The sequence below is a fragment of the Lysinibacillus sp. S1 genome (genome assembly GCF_044986265.1).
Lineage (GTDB): Bacteria > Bacillota > Bacilli > Bacillales_A > Planococcaceae > Lysinibacillus > Lysinibacillus capsici.
Map to the genome: position 1 here is coordinate 1,589,909 of NZ_CP173154.1, position 21,339 is coordinate 1,611,247.

Sequence of the window (21,339 nt, forward strand, 5' to 3'; positions counted from 1 at the left end):
GGTCTTACCTGCTGTTAGTCAAAATTTGTTTTGCTACGGTTAAACAACAGAAAAGAGCGGGTATGCCCCACTCTTTTGCTGGAAAAATATCAACAAATTATTACCATTAGAATAGCACAGTTCTCGACACAATGCAAATTTCCTTCATTATAGATAACCATATTGTGTCAGGAATTTGAATTTACATTGTGACCTTTCTATGCAAAACAATTGTAATACTAGAATAGCGATAACTGATTAGCATCAGGCATGCCTTCTAAACAACCAAGCTGGTCCATGTATTCGATAAGCGTTTTGGAAACACGACCACGTTGCTGTAAATCTTCCTTGGATAAAAACTCTCCCTCTTCACGAGCAGCTACGATCGTTTTCGCCACGTTGGTTCCAAGACCCGGAATTGCATCGAACGGAGGGATTAGTGAATTGCCATCAATGACAAACTCACTAGCTTGGGAACGATATAGGTCAACCTTTTGGAAACTCATACCTCGCTCACACATTTCCAATGCAAGCTCCAGCACCGTTAATAAGTTTTTCTCTTTAGTGGATGCATCTAAGCCTTTCATATTGATTTCATCAATCCGTGCTCGAATCATTTGCGATCCTTGCACCATTGCAATTAAATCAAAATCATCTGCTCGAACTGTGAAATACGCTGCATAATAAAGGATTGGAAAATGGACCTTGAACCAGGCAATTCGTACTGCCATTAGCACGTATGCTGCGGCATGGGCTTTCGGGAACATGTATTTTATCTTTTTACAAGATTCAATATACCAACCTGGTACTTTATTGGCGAGCATCTCGGCTTCAAATTCTTCTGATAATCCCTTCCCTTTACGAACCGATTCCATAATTTTGAAGGCTAGTGACGGCTCTAGACCTTGATAAATTAAATACACCATAATGTCATCACGACAACCAATTACTTCTTTTAGCACACATGTACCGTTTTGAATTAATTCTTGTGCATTCCCTAGCCATACGTCTGTTCCATGGGAAAGTCCAGAAATTTGTACAAGCTCCGAGAATGTCGAAGGCTTCGTATCTTCTAGCATTTGACGTACAAAACGCGTACCGAATTCTGGTATACCTAGTGTCCCTGTCTTACAGCCAATTTGCTTTTCTGTAACACCTAAAGATTCAGGAGAACTAAAAATTTTCATGACGACAGGATCATCGGTCGGAATTGTTTTAGGATCAATTCCCGATAAATCCTGTAACATTCTGATCACCGTTGGATCATCGTGTCCAAGTATATCTAGCTTTAAAATATTGTCATGAATAGAGTGGAAATCAAAATGGGTTGTACGCCATTCTGCATCCTGCGCATCTGCAGGGAATTGCACTGGAGAAAAATCATAAATGTCCATATAATCTGGAACAACAATAATTCCTCCAGGGTGTTGCCCAGTTGTACGTTTTACTCCTGTACAGCCTTGAACTAAACGATCAACTTCTGCTCCACGAAAATGTAAATTATGATCATTTGCATAGCCTTTCACATAGCCATATGCTGTTTTCTCCGCAACTGTACCGATTGTTCCAGCACGGAATACATAATCCTCACCAAATAGCACCTTTGTATAGTTGTGCGCTTGAGGCTGATATTCACCAGAAAAATTTAAATCGATATCTGGTACCTTATCACCTTTGAATCCAAGGAAGGTTTCAAATGGTATGTCTTGTCCATCTTTTTTATAAGGTGTTCCACATTCCGTACAGTCTTTATTTGGTAAATCAAAGCCTGAGCTGACAGATCCATCATCGAAAAACTCGGAATGTTTACAACTAGGACAAATATAGTGAGGCGGTAATGGGTTAACCTCTGTGATTTCCATAAAAGTGGCTACTAATGAGGAACCCACCGAACCACGTGATCCAACTAAATAGCCATCAGCTAATGATTTTTTCACTAGCTTGGCAGAAATTAAATAAATTACACCAAAACCGTGTCCCAAAATCGATTTTAACTCTTTTTCAATTCGAGCTTTCACAATTTCCGGTAACTCCTCACCATAAATACGATGGGCCATTTCATAAGTTAAATTGGTTACTTCATCATCGGAGCCCTCAATTTTTGGTGTATATAGGTCATCCTTAATCGGTTTAACGTCCCCAATACTTGCTGCTACTTTTTGAGCATTCGTCACAACCACTTCTTTTGCAAGGTCCGGTCCTAAAAAATCAAATTCTTTCAGCATTTCATCAGTTGTTCTAAAATGGACCTCTGGCAGCTTAGAACGATTTAAAATATTTGCTCCACCTTGTGAACCAATAAGTATCTGCCTAAACATCCCATCTGTCGGATCTAAATAATGAACATTTCCAGTTGCAACAACAGGTTTATCTAGCTTCTTCCCGAGTTTAACAAGTTTACGGATAATATCTTCTAATGTCCATTCATCACGTACAACATTGCGTTCGATTAATGGTGCATATACAGCCTTCGGTTGCACCTCAATATAATCATAAAAACGAGCAACTTTCTCTGCTTCCTCTGGAGACTTATTCATCATTGTTTCGAATACTTCACCATTACTGCAACCTGATCCAACTAATAAACCCTCACGATATTGTTCAAGCACGGCACGTGTCACCCGAGGAACACGATAGAATGTTTTTGTATGAGAGTGTGAGACGATTTTAAATAAGTTTTTTAAGCCTGCATTATCAACTGCTAAAATTGTACAATGCATAGGTCTACCTTTTTTATAGGCATCCCCACCACCAATATGCTTATTGAAGTCATCATGGTATTTAATAGCTAGCTCATCAGCATCCTTTAATAGCTGCAGCAGTAGATATCCTGTCGCCTCTGTATCATAAATTGCTCGGTGATGCTGTGTTAATTCAATATTGAATTTTTTACACAGTGTATTCAAGCGATGGTTTTTCATTGTAGGGTAAAGCAATCTTGCTAGCTCTAATGTATCAATGACAGGATGGACTGTGTCTTCAAGACCAAATTTTTTATAGCCTGTATATAGGAAACCAATATCAAATGATGCGTTATGAGCGACAACGATTGCATCTCCAATAAAGGCATGAAATTCTTTAATGACCTGCTCTACCTCTGGTGCATTTCGAACCATATCATCCGTAATACCTGTTAATTCAATGGTAGTAGCCGAAAGTGGATGATGTGGATTTGCAAAACTTTCATATTTATCAATAACTTGTCCATCTTTAATTTTAACTGCAGCCAATTCAATAATGGTATCATATGCAGTTGATAGCCCTGTCGTTTCTACGTCAAAAACAACATACGTTGTGTCTGCCAATAAACGATGCTCTGGAGCATAGGCAATTGGTACACCATCATCAACTAAATTTGCTTCCAGACCATAAATAATCTTAATGCCATGTTTCTTGCCCGCTGCATATGCTTCAGGGAATGATTGTACCACCGCATGATCTGTAATAGCTATTGCTGGATGCCCCCACTTTGCAGCTTGAGCAACAAGCCGATCCACAGGTGTAACAGCGTCCATTTGGCTCATTGGTGTATGCAAATGTAACTCAACACGCTTTTCACCCTCTGGTGCTAAATCTTGTCGTGTTTCTTTTTTGATTTCATTAATATCATTCGCCATGACGATTAAATCACGAATAAACGTATCGGTTTGAACAGAGCCTCGAACTTTAACCCACATGCCCTTTTTCAGATGTTGCATTAATTCAGCATCATCATTGTCACGAGAAAACATTTTAACAATGATGGAATCTGTATAGTCGGTAATTTTGATTTGTAATAAGGAGCGTCCACTTTTTAATTCTTTTATTTCCGTATCAAAGACAAATCCTTCAATAATAACACGGCGTTCTTCTTCAACAATCCGTTTAATTTCCATGATTTCATCATCTTTAATATGCATCCCAAGTTGGAATGGACGGTCGCCAAGGTTGGCCAGTGCCGGATTGTCTTTCTTCTCTTGCTCACGCTTTTGGAAATCTTGCATCGCTTGCTGTGCCAGAGCCACTTCTTCCAGACGTTTCTGCTCCATAAATGCTTCCTGTGCCGCTATCATTTCTTCCGTTTCTTCTTGTAGCACAAAGTCGATTGCCATACGAGGGAAACCAAATTGACCATAGCTTTCTGCTAGTTTGTCCGCATACTTCGATTTGAGCATCATAAATTCCATTTCCTGCATACAGGATAAAGTCATTTTTTGGCCGTTCCACGTTGGTATTTGGGTAATGAGACAATTTTTAAGCGTTGGAGCCATCTCATCAATTTGTTCCACAACATTTAGCCAGTACGCTTGCACCAGTTCCTCTGTGACATTTTTTTCTAATGTTTCAAATGTCGTATTAACTTGTGCTATCGTTGAAAATTTCTCTGTCAAATGCGTACGGAAAAGCTGATATAACGGAAACGGTAATATATCCTTTAACTTAATTGTGAAATGCCAAAGTCTATCCTTTTTATGAACTGTCAGGCGTGATAGTTCACCTTCCTCAAAAAATGACATATATACATCATCTGTTAACTCTAGTTGTTGCAAGAGCATTCGAAGTCTCATTCTTGCCTCTTGTTGCTGTTCCAATCTAATGACACCTACTTTCAGAAAGAGGCAATTTCTTTAGCCTCATGTTCTAATTCGTCTCAAACGCATGATGAATTCAAGAAAAAAATTCGCTCCCACACTGCGGGCGCTCTTCAAGTTTAACAGATATTTTACCATCTGTTGTTGCTTGCTTGGCTCACTGTCCCGCAGAAGTGTCGCGAATTATTTATATCTATCTTATCAAAATTATACGAAAGCCTCTATTAAAAGCATCAAATTCTAATTATCACCAATTTTTAGCTCGTCATTAATTTTTACGGAAAAATTCATTCAGACGATCAATTACTTCTTCTTTTTTCCATTCAAATGTTTCACCCGTTTGACGGAATTTCACTTCTACAATACCTTCTGTTGCTTTTTTACCAACAGTTACTCGAACAGGTAAGCCAATTAAATCAGCATCAGCGAATTTTACACCCGCTCGTTCAGGACGATCATCTAGTAACACATCATAACGGTATGATTTTAATAAGCCATAAAGATCCTCCGCTAATGTCACTTGTGCCTCATCTTTTGTGTTTACTGGCACAACATGAATATCATATGGCGCTAATTGTGTTGGCCATGTAAAGCCATTGTCATCTTGGAAGTGCTCCGCTACAGCAGCTAGAATACRGGAAACACCAATACCATAGCACCCCATAATAAATGGTTGAGCCTTACCTTGCTCATCTAAGAAAGTACCATTCATTTTAGCAGAGTATGTAGTACCTAATTTGAAAATATGACCAACCTCGATACCTTCTGCAAACTTAATGTTACCTTGTCCATCAGGAGAAGGATCTCCCTCTTGAATAAAACGAATATCTAAATAGTCATTAACTGCAAAATCACGCTCAGGGTTAACATTGACTAAATGGAATCCATCTTCGTTGGCACCTGCAATACCATTACGGATAGATTTAATAGCATGGTCTGCTACTACTTTTACGTCTACCGGTAATTTCACTGGACCAATTGAGCCAACGCCACAACCTAATAATTCTTGAATCGCTGCTTCACTTGCAAGTTCCACAGACCCTGCATCAAGTGCATTTTTCAATTTGATATCATTAATTTCATGATCCCCACGTGAAAGCACTACTACAAGCTCTCCATCTACATCAAAAACTAGAGATTTGATGACATTAGCAGGTTCTACTTTTAAGAATGCTGAAACATCTTCAATTGTTTTTTGCTCTGGAGTTGCTACTTTTTCTACATCTTTTAAAGCTTCATCAGATGGTTGATAGTCAACAATTACTTCAGCCATTTCGATATTTGCTGCATAATCAGAAGTATCTGAGTACGCAATTGTATCTTCCCCAATTTCAGAAAGGACCATAAATTCATGTGTTCCTTTACCGCCAATCGAACCTGCATCTGCAATAACAGCACGGTCGTGTTAGCCTTTACCGCAGAACCTATCTGAATAAGCACGCTACGGATCTTCATATGTTTCATCTAAACTTTCACGTGACGCATGGAAAGAATAAGCATCTTTCATGATAAATTCCCTTCCTCGTAGTAAGCCAAAGCGAGGACGTTTTTCATCACGGAATTTGGTTTGAATTTGATACAATGTTAGCGGTAATTTTTTATATGATTTAATTTCATCACGGACTAAAGTTGTAATGACTTCTTCATGTGTTGGCCCTAATGCAAAATCACGGTCATGTCGGTCTTTTAAGCGCATTAATTCAGGTCCGTATTTTTCCCAGCGACCTGATTCCTGCCATAGCTCAGCAGATTGTAGAGATGGCATTAGTAGCTCAATGGAGTTGATAGCTTCCATTTCTTCTCGGATAATTGTTTCAATTTTTGTTAGCACACGTTTTGCAAGCGGTAAATACGAGTATACCCCACTTGTATTTTGACGAATAAACCCTGCACGTAGTAATTGCTTATGTGACTTTACCTCAGCATCAGCAGGTACTTCACGTAACGTTGGGATAAATGTTTTACTTTGCTTCATTCAGTGTTCCACCTTTTTCAATAGATAAGTTTATACTCTCAATAGCATAAACAAATTTAGCTTTGAGCGCAATGTTTCATCGAAATTGCGCTCAAAGCTAGGAAATCAAATTTCATTTAACTGTAAATGAATTAAAAGAAAAATCTTTGTATATCGTTCCATGTAACAACCACCATTAGAATCATGAGTAGGACGATTCCTACAAAATGTACAATACCTTCTTTTTGACGGTCAATTGGTTTACCACGTAAAGCTTCAAAGCCAAAGAATAATAAACGGCCTCCGTCAAGTGCTGGTAATGGAAGTAGGTTCATAATTCCTAAGTTAATACTTAGCATTGCTGCCCAATTCATTAGGTTCATAATACCATACTGGGCAACTTGCTCTGTTGCTTTATAAATACCTACAGGACCTGAAAGTGCGTCTATTGTGAACTTACCAGTAATTAGCATACCTAATAGTTCAAATATTTTCACTGTCATATTATAGGTTTCTTGAGCTCCATAAACAACTGCCTTTAATGGGTTAAATTCTCTGGGACTTTCATAGCGTACACCTATTTGACCATATTTCTCGCCATCCTGCTGGATTTCCTTAACGGTCATATTTAAGTTCACTGATTGTCCATTTCGTTCAACTGTCACAGCAATATCTTCGTTTGGATGATCTTGAACGATTGCAGCTAAATCTTGCCATTTTTCAACTGCTTGTCCGTTAATAGCTGTTACTCTATCTCCTGCCAGCATCCCTGCCTGTGCAGCTGGATCATTCTCTACTACTTCTGTGATAATTGGCTCGTATGTTGGTACACCATGGATCAATCCAATCACTAAATAAATCACAAATGCGAGAATAAAGTTAAACAAAGGGCCTGCAAAGATAGTCATTGCTCGTTGACCAACTGTCTTTGCATTAAATTGACGATCGTGTGGCGCAATGACAAGTTCACGACCATTTTCCACAAGCACACAGTCTCTAGCTACTTGATAACGAACTAGACGTTCTTCTTCATCATAACCCTCTACAAATAACTCCTTCTCTAAATCGGCGCGTTCAACTTCTAAAAATAATAAATCTGGTAACTGCTTATTATTTTGATTGAAAATAATTTTTTTAACAACATTATCTTCATTCACAATAAGCCCTATTCGGTAGCCTGGCTGTAATTCCGTGCCATCCATATCCTCGCCGGCCATACGTACGTATCCCCCGATTGGTAATAATCGAATAGTATACATTGTTTCACCATGCGTTTTTCCATAAATTTTGGGACCCATTCCGATCGCAAATTCACGTACTAAGATACCTGCACGTTTGGCGAATAAGAAATGTCCAAGTTCATGGAAGAAGACGAGCATACCAAATATTAATATAAATGCAATGGCTGTTTGCATAATACCCCACCTTTAATAGCGATTAGTTAACGATACAGTGCTTTCGTTATTTTACCATGTCTAACACTATTTTTCTTGTCTCACTATCCACATGTAATATGGTTTGTAAATCTGGTACTGCAATGTTTTGGTGTGCCTGCATCACACGTTCAATCGTCTCATCAATTTCAAGGAATGTGATTTTCCCTTGTAAAAAGGCTGCAACTGCCGCTTCGTTTGCTGCATTCATTGCTGTCAGAATCGTACCACCCATACGACCAGCCTCATACGCTAAACGCAAAGCAGGGTATCGCTCAAAGTCCATCTCTTGAAAATGTAGTTGACCAATTTGCGCTAAATTTAGTCGCTGACCATTTTGTAATGGTATACGGTCTGGGTAGCTTAAAGCATATTGGATTGGCACACGCATATCGGGTGTACCTAGCTGAGCAATAACACTAGTATCATGATACTCAACTAGAGAGTGAATAATACTTTCTCTATGCAAAAGTACATCTATTTTATCATAAGGCATATCAAATAAAACATGTGCTTCGATGACTTCTAATCCCTTATTCATCATTGTAGCGGAATCTATCGTAATCTTTGCACCCATAGACCAGTTTGGATGATTCAGTGCATCTGCGACCGTCACGTGTTTTAATTGTTCTCGTGTTTTATCACGGAAGCTACCACCAGAAGCGGTAATAATCAAACGTTCGATATTTTTCGGATTCTCACCATTCATCGATTGGAAGATGGCAGAGTGCTCACTATCTACAGGCAAGATGGCTACTTTGTATTTTTTGGCCTCTGCCATCACTAAATGACCAGCAGTTACAAGCGTTTCTTTATTAGCAATAGCAATCGTTTTGCCCATACGAATGGCTGCTAATGTTGATTCAAGGCCTACACTTCCAAGCACAGCATTGACAAGTACAGTCGAATCTGGATGTGTTGCGACCTCTACAAGTCCTTTTGCTCCAAACGTAAATTGGATATTTGGAAACTCTTTAGCTAGTGTTAGTGCGTCTTCTTCTAATTGCACAGAAACTAATTCGGGCTTTAATGTTTCAATCATTTCTCGCGTTTTCTCTAGGTTCTTTCCTGATGAAAAAGCTACTAATTGAAAAGCATCACGTTGTTCTTTTAAGATATCGTAGGTTTGCCAACCAATTGAACCAGTTGCACCTAATAAACTAATTTTTTTCACAACAAATTGTCCCCTTTTTCTATCTAAGCAAATGATTTAGCAAAATGTCTTTTCCTATACAATTAATTACCAAATAAATGTAAAAAATGAAGTAGAGGCACGACAAATAATAGACTATCAAAGCGATCTAAAATTCCTCCATGCCCTGGTAAAATATTGCCTGAATCTTTTACATCAAAGTGACGTTTAATAGCAGATTCTACCAAATCGCCCATTTGACCAATAATTGAGGCAAAAATCGTTACAAAAACAAGTGATATATAACCATTTGCGAATGGGTAAATGAGTTGCATACCTACTGCAAAAATAACAGCAATGACTATTCCACCTATAAAGCCTTCGATCGTTTTCTTAGGTGAAATTTCTGGCCATAACTTATTTTTCCCTAATTTTCTACCTACAAAATATGCACCTGAATCCGTTGTCCAAACAACTAATAAGCAATAGACAACATACTCTAATCCAACATTTCTAGTTTCAATTAGATAATGGAATCCTAATCCCACATAAAATGCGCCTAATAAAATAAAGCCAACTTCGTCAAAAGTAATTTTATTTTTTACTAAAACCACGTAAATAAGAAGTAGCATCATTAGACCATAGACTACCATTAGATTAGACGAATAGCCTATTAATTCTACAACCCTTTCACTCCAGTCTTTCGGGATAACCAGTAAAATTAAAGTGATCAGTCCTAAGAAGCCAGGCACAGATAAGATGGAAATCCCTTTCATCTTAAGTATTTCATAAAAACCGACAATAGCCATTGCTAGCACAAGTAAGGCAAATGGTACTTTTCCATAAATAACGAATGGGATAAAAAGTGCTGCTGCAATTATTGCGGTAATAATTCTTTGTTTCAAGTTGTTTCTTCTCCCTTCAACCCACCGTAACGGCGATTACGTTTCTGATAGTTTTCCACCGCTTCGAGTAAGTTTTCCTCACTAAAATCTGGCCACAATGTATCTGTAAACCAAAATTCTGTATAGGCGAGCTGCCATAGCATAAAGTTACTTAATCGCACTTCACCACTTGTACGAATTAAAAGATCTGGTTCAGGTAAATGGGCCGTCATTAAATGAGATGTTAAGCAATCTTCTGTTATGTCTTGCATCGTTAATTGACCGTCCTGCACTTTTTGAAGCATCATTTTCATGGCATTGACCATTTCAGAACGACTACCATAATTCAGTGCAAAATTTAAAATAAGCCCTGTATTATGCTTCGTTTCTTCCATTGCCTCATACAACGCTTTTTGTGTATGGGCAGGTAATAAAGATGGGTCTCCAATCATTTCGACACGTACATTACGCTCCATCATTTCTGGTAAAAAGGAACCTAAAAACTCAACAGGTAGCCGCATAAGAAAATCTACCTCAGGTTTTGGTCTCTTCCAATTTTCAGTGGAAAATGCATAGACAGTTAAGACTTTAATACCCAAGTCTGATGCAAATCTCGTCACCTTACGCACCGTCTTCATTCCTTCATGATGACCAGCCACACGTGGCATAGCTCTTTTCTTCGCCCAACGTCCATTTCCGTCCATAATAATCGCTACATGGGCAGGAATCGGCTCGCTTTTAGCTAGGGCCACACGCTCCTCCAATGATAGTGTATCCATATTTATTTGTTTACCTAATAGCTTTTTAAACATGCTAACTCCCCCACTACAACTAATCGGACGTATACTAACCTATCATAACAAACAAAAGCGCCTTTTGTCTTTTTTTTCCCTCTAAATTGACTATGTATGTACTAGCTTATTTTAGAACTATACACATATTAAAGAATGAGTTTGTTAAATAATAATGATTGTATCATTAATGACCTTTTCACATTCATACATGCTCTCTATTTGAGTAAGCAATTTGGCTATGAATAATAAAGAGAAAAGACGTCCTGTTAAGTATAGGACGCCTTCATCTCATCAAAAAGTTCCATCATAGACGTGTAAAAGGTTTATTTACACCTCTAAAATTTCTTTTTCTTTATCTTTCGCTACTTGATCTACTTTCACAATGAATTCATCTGTTAACTTTTGAATATCTTCTCCATAGCCACGTAGATCGTCTTCTGTGATTTCGCCAGCTTTTTCAAGTTTTTTCAAATCATCATTTGCATCACGACGAACATTACGTACAGCAATTTTTGCATCTTCCGCTTCTTTTTTCACTTGTTTTACTAGATCCTTACGACGCTCTTCTGTTAAAGCAGGAATCATAAGACGAATGACAGAACCATCATTTGTTGGTGTGATACCAATATCTGATTTCATAATTGCTTTTTCAATATCACCTAAAATAGATTTATCGTAAGGTGTAATTACTAATAAACGAGCTTCAGGTATAGAAACACCCGCAAGTTGGTTAATTGGTGTTGCTGCTCCATAGTAATCAACCGAAATACGATCTAATAGAGATGCGTTCGCACGACCTGCACGAATAGATGCTAGTTCGCGTGAGAAAGCTGCGATTGTTTTGTTCATTTTTTCTTTAGCTTGTTCTAAAACTTGTTTAGCCATTATACATTCCTCCTAACAACTGTTCCGATTTTTTCGCCTTGTACAGCACGTTTAATGTTACCCGGCTCCGTAATTGAGAAAACAATTAGCGGGATATCGTTATCCATACATAAAGTTGAAGCCGTTGAATCCATTACTTGTAAGCCTTGTTGGATAACGTCTAAGTATGTGAGTGTATCATATTTAATGGCTGTCTCATCCACTTTAGGATCCGCTGAATAAACGCCATCGACATTGTTTTTAGCCATTAAAATTGCATCAGCATCAATTTCTGCTGCTCGTAATGCGGCAGTCGTATCAGTAGAGAAGAATGGATTACCTGTCCCTGCTGCAAAGATAACGACACGCTTTTTCTCAAGATGTCTAACTGCTTTACGACGAATGTATGGCTCCGCTACTTGAGTCATCACAATAGAAGATTGAACACGTGTTTCAATGCCTAATTTTTCAAGTGCATCTTGTAAAGCTAGGGAGTTCATTACGGTTGCCAGCATGCCCATGTAGTCCGCAGCAGCACGATCCATTCCCATTTCACTACCTATTTTCCCACGCCATATATTACCGCCACCTACAACAACAGCAACTTCTACATCAAGATCTACTACTTCTTTTACTTCTTCTGCAACAGACTTGATTATTTTTGGTGATAAACCGAAGCCCGCTTCTCCAGCTAACGCTTCACCACTTAGTTTAATAACTACTCGTTTATATTGCGGTACACTCATTGTAAACCTCCGTAAGACTTTATTTAAAACATCCCTATTCCCTTTTCCATTATAGTATATCTAACAATAATTGCTAGTTGTGAATAAGGCAGAATAGAAAATTATCTTCATTTTTTCATTCACTTCGGAAAAATAGGGAACACGCTATGTTGTGTTCCCCATTTTTTTGTCTAGATAATCTAGATATTATTTGATTAGAATCAAATGCAAGCTAAATTAGTTACCTTTAACTTGGCTCATTACTTCTTCTGCAAAGTTATCTTCACGTTTTTCGATACCTTCACCAACAGCGTAACGTACAAAGCCGTTTACAGAACCACCAGTTGAAGCTACAAAATCACGTACTTTTTGATCTGAGTTTTTAACGAAAGTTTGGTCAAGTAAGCAAACATCTTCGAAGTATTTACCAAGACGGCCTTCAACCATTTTTGCAACGATGTTTTCTGGTTTACCTTCGTTAAGAGCTTGTTCAGTTAATACTTTACGCTCACGTTCAACTTCTTCAGCAGAAACTTCATCACGAGAAACATAAGTTGGGTTGATTGCTGCAATGTGCATAGCAACATCTTTAGCAGCTGCTGCATCAGTAGAGCCTTCTAAAGTTACTAATACACCGATACGGCCACCCATGTGTAAGTATGAACCGAATGCATCTGCATCAGATTTTGTTTTAATTTCGAAACGACGAAGTGTAATTTTTTCTCCAATTGTTGCAATAGCAGTTGAGATTTGATCTACAATTTTTACGCCTTCAGTATTTGCAAGCTCTAAAGCAGCTTCAACTGATGCAGGTTTAGCAGCAAGTAATTGCTCAGCTAAAGATGCAACTAATACTTGGAATTTGTCGTTTTTCGCAACAAAGTCAGTTTCAGCATTTACTTCAAGGATGATTGCTTCGTTACCTTGTTCTAAAATATAAGTTGTACCTTCTGCAGCGATGCGGTCAGCTTTTTTAGCAGCTGAAGAAAGACCTTTTTCACGTAGGAAGTCGATAGCTGCTTCTAAGTCGCCATCAGTTTGTACTAACGCTTTTTTACAATCCATCATTCCAGCGCCAGTTTTTTCGCGTAATTCTTTTACTAATTGTGCAGTAATGTTTGCCATTTAGTGTTTCCTCCTCAAATTGGTTGAACATAATTTAATGATAGGTTCTAAAAAAGGTGATAAGGGTTTTGAGCCACTTATCACCTTTTTGTAAACGTGAATTACTCAGCAGCAGCTTCTACAGCTGGAGCTTCTTCTTCACCTTGTTTTGACTCGATTAAAGCGTCAGCCATTTTAGCAGTTAAAAGTTTAACAGCGCGAATAGCATCATCATTAGCAGGGATTACGTAGTCGATTTCATCTGGATCACAGTTAGTATCAACAATACCTACTAGAGGGATGTTTAATTTACGAGCTTCTGCAACCGCAATACGTTCTTTACGTGGGTCAACCACGAACATTACGTCTGGAAGATCGTGCATATCACGGATACCGCCTAAGAATTTGATTAGACGTTCGTGTTCTTTTTTAAGTTGGATTACTTCTTTTTTAGGAAGAACTTCGAAAGTTCCTTCTTCTTCCATTTTTTCGATTTGTTTCATACGTGCAACACGTTTTTGAATTGTACCGAAGTTTGTAAGAGTACCACCTAACCAACGTTGGTTGATGTAGTAGTTGCCTGAACGTTCAGCTTCATCTTTGATCGCTTCTTGTGCTTGTTTTTTCGTACCAACGAAAAGAACTTTACCACCGTCTTGACCAACTTGACGCATGAAGTCATAAGCTTCCTCTAATTTTTTTACAGTTTTTTGTAAGTCGATGATGTAGATCCCGTTACGTTCAACGAAGATATATTTCTTCATTTTTGGGTTCCAACGACGAGTTTGGTGACCGAAATGTACACCAGCTTCAAGTAATTGTTTCATAGAAATTACTGACATGTGAATTTCCTCCTAATATGTTTGGTTTTTATCCTCCGCATTTATCATCTACAACAAGCTACCCTAATCTTAGAGCACCACTTACTGCATCAAAATGCGTGTGTAGTAATAACACCATTTGCAACTATATCATAGCTTTGAACGATTCGCAACAATTTAGTGATGGAATTTCAGTAAAAGCTCGATTTCTGTTTTACCCTTTTGCAGTTGTTTAGCTATTTCCTCTGGTGATTTTCCCTGTTTTGCTAATTCTAGAGCCTGTTGTTCCACTGTCAGCAATTTTTCAGCTTCTTTTTGCTCCTCCACTTTTAGAGGTGGAGCTGTTTTCACCATTTTCGAGCTTGTATGTTGCTGACGTGAATAAGCATTTGCGACAATATTTTTAGGTACATAGATACGTGCATCTTTCTCTAAAGATAGAGAACTATCACTTTTCACCTCGTGTACTACAGGCAAAGTTGGCTGCTCCTGAGGTGTCATATATTGTTCCGTTTGATGCAAGCTACTAGCAGCTATTTCCGACTGTGAGACACTTTGTAGCTCTTTAATAAGACGGTCATTTTCATCTTTCATTTCAGCTAAATACACACTAATGGTGTCGTCCATTTCTCTCATTAAACGTTCTTGCTTCTTTTCCAAATCTTTAAACTTTGCTAACTTTGTATTTAAAATGATAAGAAAGTAAAATGAAATTAGCTGTAAAAAGAATAGCACCGCTATTAGAATGGTTGTCATTGTAAACTCCTATCCACTAAAATCCACGAAATTCCCTTTAAACGGATGTTGTGCCTGTTTTTCTTGTTGATCCTTTTTTTTCTTTTTATGAATCCCTGTTAAATACTCACCACCTGCATCTTCATCCTCACTAATTTCATCCATACCTTCTGATGTGTTGACAATTTTTTGCTTGCGCTCTACTTCTTTTTTTAATGCTTCATTTGCATGTGCTTGCTGAGCCAATACTTGCTGCTGTGCCTGATCAACCATTTTTCCTGCTTCAAATGTTTTTGGAATAGCAATCTGTAACTCAACACCTTTTAAACTCATTGGAATCTCTCCCTCAAGGATATTTACGCATTAATCATTTCACTAGATAATAGCTTTCGTAGCTTTAATAGCGCTTTTGAATGAATTTGTGAAATACGAGAGGTTGATAGTTCAAGCATTTCACCAATTTCTGTCAAGGTTAACTCCTCCGTGTAAAATAAACTAAGGACAAGCTGTTCTTTTTCATTGAGTTTCTGAATATTTTCCGCAAGATCATCTAACAATTCTGATTTAATGATAGCTTGCTCAGGTGTTTTTGTTGTATCGTCTCGTATGACAAATGACTTGCCATCTGTTTCTTCTTGGTCCTGTTGTTCATTAATAGAAAGAACATTTGAAAAAAAATGCTCTTGTACAGTTTGATAAACATCTTCAACAGATACTTCCATATGCTCCGCAAGTTCCTCAGGTGTTACATGACGCATATATTTTTGTTCTAGTTGTTCAATTTGTGCATCTAATTTTTTGGCTTTTTCACGCGCTGACCGTGGTAACCAGTCTTCTTTTCGTAAACCATCGATGATGGCTCCTCTTACTCTAAACGAAGCATATGTATCAAATTTTAAATCTCTGTTAATGTCAAATTTATTTAATGCATCAAAAAGTCCTACCATCCCTAAGCTCGTTAAATCGTCTCGTGATACGCTTTTGGGCAGACCTGCACCAATACGTTGGACATGATAAGATACTAAAGAAATGTATTTTTTTATAAGTAAATCACCAGCATCGGGATCACGCTCATGTATCCAGCGATTCCACAGTTTTTGCTCATCGTTCAGAATTGGTTGTGTCATGAAATCCACCTCTCTAAAAAACGCTTTTTCACGCCTGTTTACTAACGACTACTTGCGCTCTTAAAATTTATCATTCAACAGGATTTCTTAGTTGTTTTTTATAAAAATCCACATTTAAGCTAATCTAGACGTGAGCCTGAATCGTTAAAGCCCGATAAGCAGTTGCCATCTTTCCTATATTATAACAAGAATCGACTATAATTTCATTTGTTTCTCTTAGTCTCTAATATATTCCTTTGTTTTTGAAAGACATAGAAAAACTGTATCCTAATTGTGTAATGACACTTGGATACAGTTGGATATGATTAAGCTTTTACTAAGAAGCTACTGAATTCTTTTGATTTAGTTTTAGCACTACTGTAGAGCAAAGAACAAATTAAACAAAAGAGCAATAATACCCAATATAAAAAACCACTCTTTATCGATAAATTATGCTTTAAATCGAACTAAAGACAAAGTTTCCATTGAATATAGTTGCCTTACGTAGAGATCTTCGAGCAATTGCTTCAGCAGAGCAAGAAGCATCCACAAACACCATATTTGCACTATCTCCCACTTTTGGCCATGTTTGCTCACCCGCTTGATTGAGTGGGGTTTTTCCCCCTGTAATAAATTGAAGGGTTTGGGCTAATGAGCGTTCATCTTCCCAACCTGAGCTTTTTGCCAAACGACCAGCTCGTTCTAATAAATCTCCGTTACCAAATGGGGACCAAACATCAAAGATATTGTCACACCCAATTGCAACGGGTACTCCTTTACTGTGTAATAAACCAACAGGTGGAAACTTTCTACGCAGAGGGACACTCGTTACAATCGTAATACCTGCATCACGTAAGATGTCCGCCATTTCTTCTGCCTCAGAGTGTGAAACATCTCCTAGCCCAAAGGCATGGCTAATGGCTACTTTGCCTTGTAAACCAGCTTCCTTTGTTAATTTGGCTAATCTCTTCATTGTAAAAGTACCCAATTGATCTGGGTCATGCAAATGCAAGTCAATCCCTGCGTTTCCTTCAACAGCGAGTTCCACCATTTGTTGTAAGGAAGCCTCAATATCTCCATCCACAGTAGCTGGATCGACACCTCCTACAAATCCTGCCCCAAAACGTAGAGCCTCCCTTATTAAATTGGTTGCCTTTGTTCGTAATAGACCATGTTGAGGAAAGGCAACGATTTCATAAGACAACTTTCCTTCAAAATTTTGTAAAGCTTTTTGAACCTCTTCTAAATTTTTCAACCCTACCTCAGGATATAAATCCACATGCGTACGTACATGTGTAACTCCAAACTGGACATAACGACTAAGTAGTTTTTCAGCGCGTTGTTGCGTAGTTGTATGTAAGGTTGGAAGTACCTCTTTTTCAATTTCACAACGTTCAAAAATATTATTCACTGGTGTAACTGCCCGCCATTTGTCGCTCAACAGAGTTTTATCCAAATGACAATGTTTTTCTATAAATGAAGGTAGTGCTAATAGCTGTTTCATATCTTTTTTTGGATAATCATCATCTAATAGGCTATCAGCAGATACTATTTCTGCAATTTTCCCATCTTTAATGAATAGATGAGAACAAGCCGAGTTCGTTTTAGTAATCGTGTCGTTTTCAAAGTGATAATCTGTTTCAAGACGTACATTTGTTAACCAAAAAGTAGAATTCATTTCAGATTTATCCTTTCTTCTTCAAAAATTAAAGCTCACCCGCAACTATTTTCCCTGTAAAGAGCACCGCCACTCTTCTTGCTCTTCTTGCAACTGCTTCTGCTGAGCAAGTTGCATCTACAAACACGACATTCGCCATATCTCCAATTTTCGGCCATTGGGGCTGTCCATCCTTGTTTAAAGGTGTTATGCCGCCTGCAATATACTTTAGACTTTGACTAAGTGAATGTTCATCACTTAAGCCAAAGCGTTCAGCTAGCGTGCCTAGTTTTTCTAGGCTGTCACCTATACCAAACGGGGACCAGTGATCTGTAATACTATCTTCACCCAAAGAGATTTGAACACCTTTTTGATCTAATAACGGAATAGGAATGGTATGATCCAATGGAACAGACGAAGTAATGTCAATACCGTGATGAGCTAGTAACGCTGCCACTTCACTTGCTTCATTAGTTGAAACATCGGCTAAGGCCATGGCATGACTAATTGTCACTCGGCCATGCCAACCCGCTTCCTCCGTTAATGCAGCTAATCGTTTAAAGGTAAAAATACCAAGATGACCAGGATCATGGATATGCAAATCAACATTTGCATCAGCTTCTACCGCTAATTCCATCACCGTTTGTAAGGATTTTTCTATATTTTCATCAATCGATGCAGGGTCTACACCGCCTACTAGAGACGCTCCACTTCGCAAAGCTTCCCTTACTAAAGAAATGGATTTACTACGTAAGAGGCCATGTTGTGGGAAAGCGACAACCTCTAAATCAACTTTATCTTTGTAAGCCTCTTTAGCTCTTAAGACTGCTTCTAAATTTTTCAACCCAATAAATGGATCAATATTACAATGCGTACGAATATGTGTTGATCCTGCATGTATGAGCAAATCTAGTAACTTTTTTGCTCGTTCCTCTGCAACAGGCAATAACCCTGGCAGTAGAATCTCTTCTTCTTTTAATCTTGTAATAAGACCTTCTGTGGGAATCGAAGGAGCCTTCCATGGTCCACCAAAATAGGTTTTATCTATATGAATATGCATATCTCTAAAAGAAGGGAGCATTAAGTAACCATGTGCATCTCGCTTAGGCAAATCAGTTTTTAAAGGCTGATCTACGCTAAGAATTTGGTTTATTTCACCACTTTCTACTTGTACATTAAAAAGAGCAGTTTTTGTTCCTATAACGACCCCATTATCGTAATGATATCCTATTTCTAATCGTACATTTGTTAGCCAATACGCTGTTGGTATCATTGATTGAACCTCCCGAAATTTATTAAAGATTGATAGCTAGATGAACCATTTGAATGGCCCTCTCCTGATGGGGTAAAGAAAGTTCATGATAGATATAATCTTGACTAGGATTACTAGCATTAAAATAATAAACTGTAGAAATTTTAGAATAGTAAATGGCACTCAAACACATAGGACAAGGTTCTGTACTTGCATACATTTCACAACCTTCTAAATTGGTCGTTTTCAGTGCGTGACAAGCTTGACGGATTGCTTGAATCTCTGCATGATTCGTCAAATCATTAGTGATTGCAACCTCATTTACACCAGAGCCAATAATCTGTCCATTTTTAACTACAATTGCACCAAAAGGAGCACCATGTTTTGTTCTTTCATTTTCTTTAGCTAACTCAAGTGCTTGTTTCATAAAGTCATGAGATTTCATGTCGTTCCCCTCCTAGAAAAAGCGAAATTCTCTTTTCTTTTTATATATTGAAATGGACCATTTATTGGAAATATGCTACTGCCAATGCATGCTCCTGTGAAAAACTAAGCACTGCCGTCTGAGGTGTTTCTCTTACAAGACCAGTAAATGGTGCCATAATCACTATCTTTTCAGTTGATAAATTCCCCGGACAAGCTACATTTTTATATTTTGGAGTTTTTAGATTTAAAGCTATTTCCTTTGTATAAATATGCTAACATGAGGACTATATATATGAATAATATAAAAATAATTAATTTCACTTAAGTTTTTCGTATACTACAAACTCCAAAGCCAAAATAAAAAAGAGTCGTTAGTCACGACTCTTACTTTTACGCATTTACTTGTTGATCTTCTTCTCGATTCATCATCGTTCTTACTACTTGTGCAATTTCCTCGGAATTTTCATCTTGAAATTCAACCGTGGAATTAGCTATTGGCACTTCTTGTTTTACGCCTTCTATTGATTCAAGTTCCTTTTCTTCTATATCGACTTCAACTGCTTCCTCATCTTCCTCTGGTGTAAACAAGATGTAAGCAATTAAAAAACGTACAATAAACATTACAAAAAATGCGATGATTGCTACAATAAAAGAGCCAATCAGGATTCGCAGAGGCGTAAATGGTTTTTGAAATGTACTAAAAAAATAAATAGAAAAGGCAATTAATGCTCCCCATAGATTGTAAAATATAGAACCAAACATTAGATTTCACTCACTCCCTGGTTAACTGTTCGGATATGTAATATCGACGTTGCAGGATTAAATTCAATCGTTCTACCACTATTTCCACCAGTATCCTCGGCCACTAAAGGGATGCCCTGCCTCTTTAATTCATTTTTGACAGCTTCTACATTGCGGGGACCAATACGCATTGTATCTTTGTCGGAAGTAAATTGGAACATCTGCGCACCCCCTGCAATTTTTGCCTTGAGTTTAAATTTTTGAACGCCTTCTAACTTTAGTAAATCAATCATTGCAGCAATCCCTGAATCTGCAAATTTCGCGACATTGATTGACTCAGCTCTTCCTAAACTTGAATCTGGTAACATCACATGGATTAAACCAGCAATTTTTTTTGACTCATCATACAAAATAACACCAACACATGAACCAAGACCAGAAGTTCGAATCGTGTTAGGTAGCTTTACTACATCCATTTGTGCAATTCCCACTTTAATCACTTGTCCACTACTATTGGTTAACATATCACGAAACCCCTAATGCTTTAAAAATGGCATCAAACGAGTCAGGATCTGGTAGTAGGAAGAAATGGCCCCTCACCGTTTCATGGTCTTCCACACCTTCTTCAAAAATGGATGTATTTATCACAATAACATTATCACTGACATGAGATAATTCTATTAAACCAATGCTTATTATAGCTCCAAACATATCAACACTTAGACCTGGCACAGTTGGATAAATTTTTAAATTAGTAAAATCCGATAAGGCAGATAAATAGGAGCCCGATAAAATATTACCCATTTCTTGCATAGCTGATAAACCTAACTCTGAAACAGGTCGTTTTTTAAAGTCAAAAGAGTCATCGAAAATAAGCCGACGTATAAAGCGGTTTGCTTGTTCGATAGGTAAAATAAAGAACATACTTCCCTCTGCATCACCTTCAATACGAAGGTAAATGCCAACAACTACGTTTTCTGATCCGCCAGCCAACTCCATCATATCGTTAAAGGACACCATCTCTACCTTTGGAACACGCATATCAATTTTTTTCCCAAGTAAATTGGAAAGTGCTGTCGCGGCATGCGCAGCACCGATGTTTCCAATCTCCTTTAATACATCTAAATGTAGTGATGTAATTTTTTGATTAAATGTCATTAT

General features: G+C 37.9%; 18 protein-coding genes and 1 pseudogene. All 19 read right to left on the minus strand.

The window, feature by feature from the left end; translation table 11 throughout:
- Positions 1–218 precede the first annotated feature (218 nt).
- Complete coding sequence (locus ACHZEU_RS08315) at positions 219–4,550, minus strand: PolC-type DNA polymerase III (RefSeq protein ID WP_279494202.1); 4,332 nt, start codon at positions 4,548–4,550, stop codon at positions 219–221.
- A 268-nt stretch (positions 4,551–4,818) separates the two neighbouring features.
- Positions 4,819–6,525, minus strand: a pseudogene (locus tag ACHZEU_RS08320) (proline--tRNA ligase).
- Between the two features lie 131 nt (positions 6,526–6,656).
- Positions 6,657–7,919: an RIP metalloprotease RseP gene (rseP, locus tag ACHZEU_RS08325; protein WP_054550529.1), complete on the minus strand. Its 1,263-nt coding sequence runs from the start codon at positions 7,917–7,919 to the stop codon at positions 6,657–6,659.
- Positions 7,920–7,965: 46 nt separating this feature from the next.
- Complete coding sequence (gene dxr / locus ACHZEU_RS08330) at positions 7,966–9,111, minus strand: 1-deoxy-D-xylulose-5-phosphate reductoisomerase (protein WP_004269256.1); 1,146 nt, start codon at positions 9,109–9,111, stop codon at positions 7,966–7,968.
- Positions 9,112–9,173: 62 nt separating this feature from the next.
- Positions 9,174–9,974: a phosphatidate cytidylyltransferase gene (locus tag ACHZEU_RS08335; RefSeq protein WP_048391571.1), complete on the minus strand. Its 801-nt coding sequence runs from the start codon at positions 9,972–9,974 to the stop codon at positions 9,174–9,176.
- A complete protein-coding gene (locus tag ACHZEU_RS08340) occupies positions 9,971–10,765 on the minus strand; it encodes an isoprenyl transferase (protein WP_004269258.1) in 795 nt (264 codons plus the stop codon). The genes ACHZEU_RS08335 and ACHZEU_RS08340 overlap by 4 nt, the downstream gene beginning before the upstream one ends.
- 309 nt (positions 10,766–11,074) lie before the next feature.
- Positions 11,075–11,632 (minus strand): ribosome recycling factor, encoded by a 558-nt coding sequence (gene frr / locus ACHZEU_RS08345; RefSeq protein ID WP_004269259.1) that lies wholly within the window; start codon positions 11,630–11,632, stop codon positions 11,075–11,077.
- Positions 11,632–12,357, minus strand: coding sequence for a UMP kinase (gene pyrH / locus ACHZEU_RS08350; RefSeq protein WP_004269260.1), 726 nt, complete (start codon positions 12,355–12,357; stop codon positions 11,632–11,634). Before pyrH ends, frr begins: the two co-directional genes overlap by 1 nt.
- 216 nt (positions 12,358–12,573) lie before the next feature.
- Positions 12,574–13,461, minus strand: coding sequence for a translation elongation factor Ts (tsf, locus tag ACHZEU_RS08355; protein WP_257961805.1), 888 nt, complete (start codon positions 13,459–13,461; stop codon positions 12,574–12,576).
- A gap of 101 nt (positions 13,462–13,562) precedes the next feature.
- Positions 13,563–14,282, minus strand: coding sequence for a 30S ribosomal protein S2 (gene rpsB / locus ACHZEU_RS08360; RefSeq protein WP_004269262.1), 720 nt, complete (start codon positions 14,280–14,282; stop codon positions 13,563–13,565).
- A 156-nt stretch (positions 14,283–14,438) separates the two neighbouring features.
- Positions 14,439–15,017 (minus strand): hypothetical protein, encoded by a 579-nt coding sequence (locus ACHZEU_RS08365; protein WP_048391573.1) that lies wholly within the window; start codon positions 15,015–15,017, stop codon positions 14,439–14,441.
- Positions 15,018–15,026: 9 nt separating this feature from the next.
- Positions 15,027–15,329 carry a hypothetical protein gene (locus ACHZEU_RS08370; protein WP_048391575.1) on the minus strand — a complete coding sequence of 101 codons (303 nt, stop codon included), beginning with the start codon at positions 15,327–15,329 and terminating at the stop codon, positions 15,027–15,029.
- Between the two features lie 23 nt (positions 15,330–15,352).
- Positions 15,353–16,123, minus strand: a complete 771-nt coding sequence (locus ACHZEU_RS08375) for a FliA/WhiG family RNA polymerase sigma factor (protein WP_036080567.1) — start codon at positions 16,121–16,123, stop codon at positions 15,353–15,355.
- Between the two features lie 436 nt (positions 16,124–16,559).
- The gene (locus ACHZEU_RS08380) at positions 16,560–17,780 is read right to left on the minus strand and encodes an amidohydrolase (RefSeq protein ID WP_279494198.1); all 1,221 of its coding nucleotides are present in this window, start codon (positions 17,778–17,780) and stop codon (positions 16,560–16,562) included.
- Between the two features lie 28 nt (positions 17,781–17,808).
- Positions 17,809–19,032 carry an amidohydrolase gene (locus ACHZEU_RS08385; RefSeq protein WP_279494197.1) on the minus strand — a complete coding sequence of 408 codons (1,224 nt, stop codon included), beginning with the start codon at positions 19,030–19,032 and terminating at the stop codon, positions 17,809–17,811.
- 22 nt (positions 19,033–19,054) lie between these two features.
- On the minus strand, positions 19,055–19,456 hold the full coding sequence (locus ACHZEU_RS08390; protein ID WP_048391582.1) for a nucleoside deaminase: 402 nt from the start codon (positions 19,454–19,456) through the stop codon (positions 19,055–19,057).
- A gap of 371 nt (positions 19,457–19,827) precedes the next feature.
- Positions 19,828–20,199, minus strand: a complete 372-nt coding sequence (locus tag ACHZEU_RS08395) for a hypothetical protein (RefSeq protein ID WP_054550522.1) — start codon at positions 20,197–20,199, stop codon at positions 19,828–19,830.
- The gene (locus ACHZEU_RS08400) at positions 20,199–20,702 is read right to left on the minus strand and encodes a chemotaxis protein CheD (RefSeq protein WP_004269269.1); all 504 of its coding nucleotides are present in this window, start codon (positions 20,700–20,702) and stop codon (positions 20,199–20,201) included. Before ACHZEU_RS08400 ends, ACHZEU_RS08395 begins: the two co-directional genes overlap by 1 nt.
- Position 20,703: 1 nt before the next feature.
- Positions 20,704–21,336, minus strand: coding sequence for a chemotaxis protein CheC (locus ACHZEU_RS08405; RefSeq protein ID WP_004269270.1), 633 nt, complete (start codon positions 21,334–21,336; stop codon positions 20,704–20,706).
- Between the last annotated feature and the right edge of the window lie 3 nt (positions 21,337–21,339).

Coding starts and splice junctions, on each gene's coding strand:
- ACHZEU_RS08365 (WP_048391573.1), bottom strand. CDS start 15,017: ATGACAACCATTCTAATAGCGGTGCTATTCTTTTTACAGCTAATTTCA.
- ACHZEU_RS08340 (WP_004269258.1), bottom strand. CDS start 10,765: ATGTTTAAAAAGCTATTAGGTAAACAAATAAATATGGATACACTATCA.
- ACHZEU_RS08395 (WP_054550522.1), bottom strand. CDS start 20,199: ATGTTTGGTTCTATATTTTACAATCTATGGGGAGCATTAATTGCCTTT.
- rseP (WP_054550529.1), bottom strand. CDS start 7,919: ATGCAAACAGCCATTGCATTTATATTAATATTTGGTATGCTCGTCTTC.
- rpsB (WP_004269262.1), bottom strand. CDS start 14,282: ATGTCAGTAATTTCTATGAAACAATTACTTGAAGCTGGTGTACATTTC.
- ACHZEU_RS08390 (WP_048391582.1), bottom strand. CDS start 19,456: ATGAAATCTCATGACTTTATGAAACAAGCACTTGAGTTAGCTAAAGAA.
- ACHZEU_RS08380 (WP_279494198.1), bottom strand. CDS start 17,780: ATGAATTCTACTTTTTGGTTAACAAATGTACGTCTTGAAACAGATTAT.
- ACHZEU_RS08400 (WP_004269269.1), bottom strand. CDS start 20,702: ATGTTAACCAATAGTAGTGGACAAGTGATTAAAGTGGGAATTGCACAA.
- ACHZEU_RS08375 (WP_036080567.1), bottom strand. CDS start 16,123: ATGACACAACCAATTCTGAACGATGAGCAAAAACTGTGGAATCGCTGG.
- pyrH (WP_004269260.1), bottom strand. CDS start 12,357: ATGAGTGTACCGCAATATAAACGAGTAGTTATTAAACTAAGTGGTGAA.
- ACHZEU_RS08370 (WP_048391575.1), bottom strand. CDS start 15,329: ATGAGTTTAAAAGGTGTTGAGTTACAGATTGCTATTCCAAAAACATTT.
- frr (WP_004269259.1), bottom strand. CDS start 11,632: ATGGCTAAACAAGTTTTAGAACAAGCTAAAGAAAAAATGAACAAAACA.
- ACHZEU_RS08405 (WP_004269270.1), bottom strand. CDS start 21,336: ATGACATTTAATCAAAAAATTACATCACTACATTTAGATGTATTAAAG.
- ACHZEU_RS08385 (WP_279494197.1), bottom strand. CDS start 19,032: ATGATACCAACAGCGTATTGGCTAACAAATGTACGATTAGAAATAGGA.
- tsf (WP_257961805.1), bottom strand. CDS start 13,461: ATGGCAAACATTACTGCACAATTAGTAAAAGAATTACGCGAAAAAACT.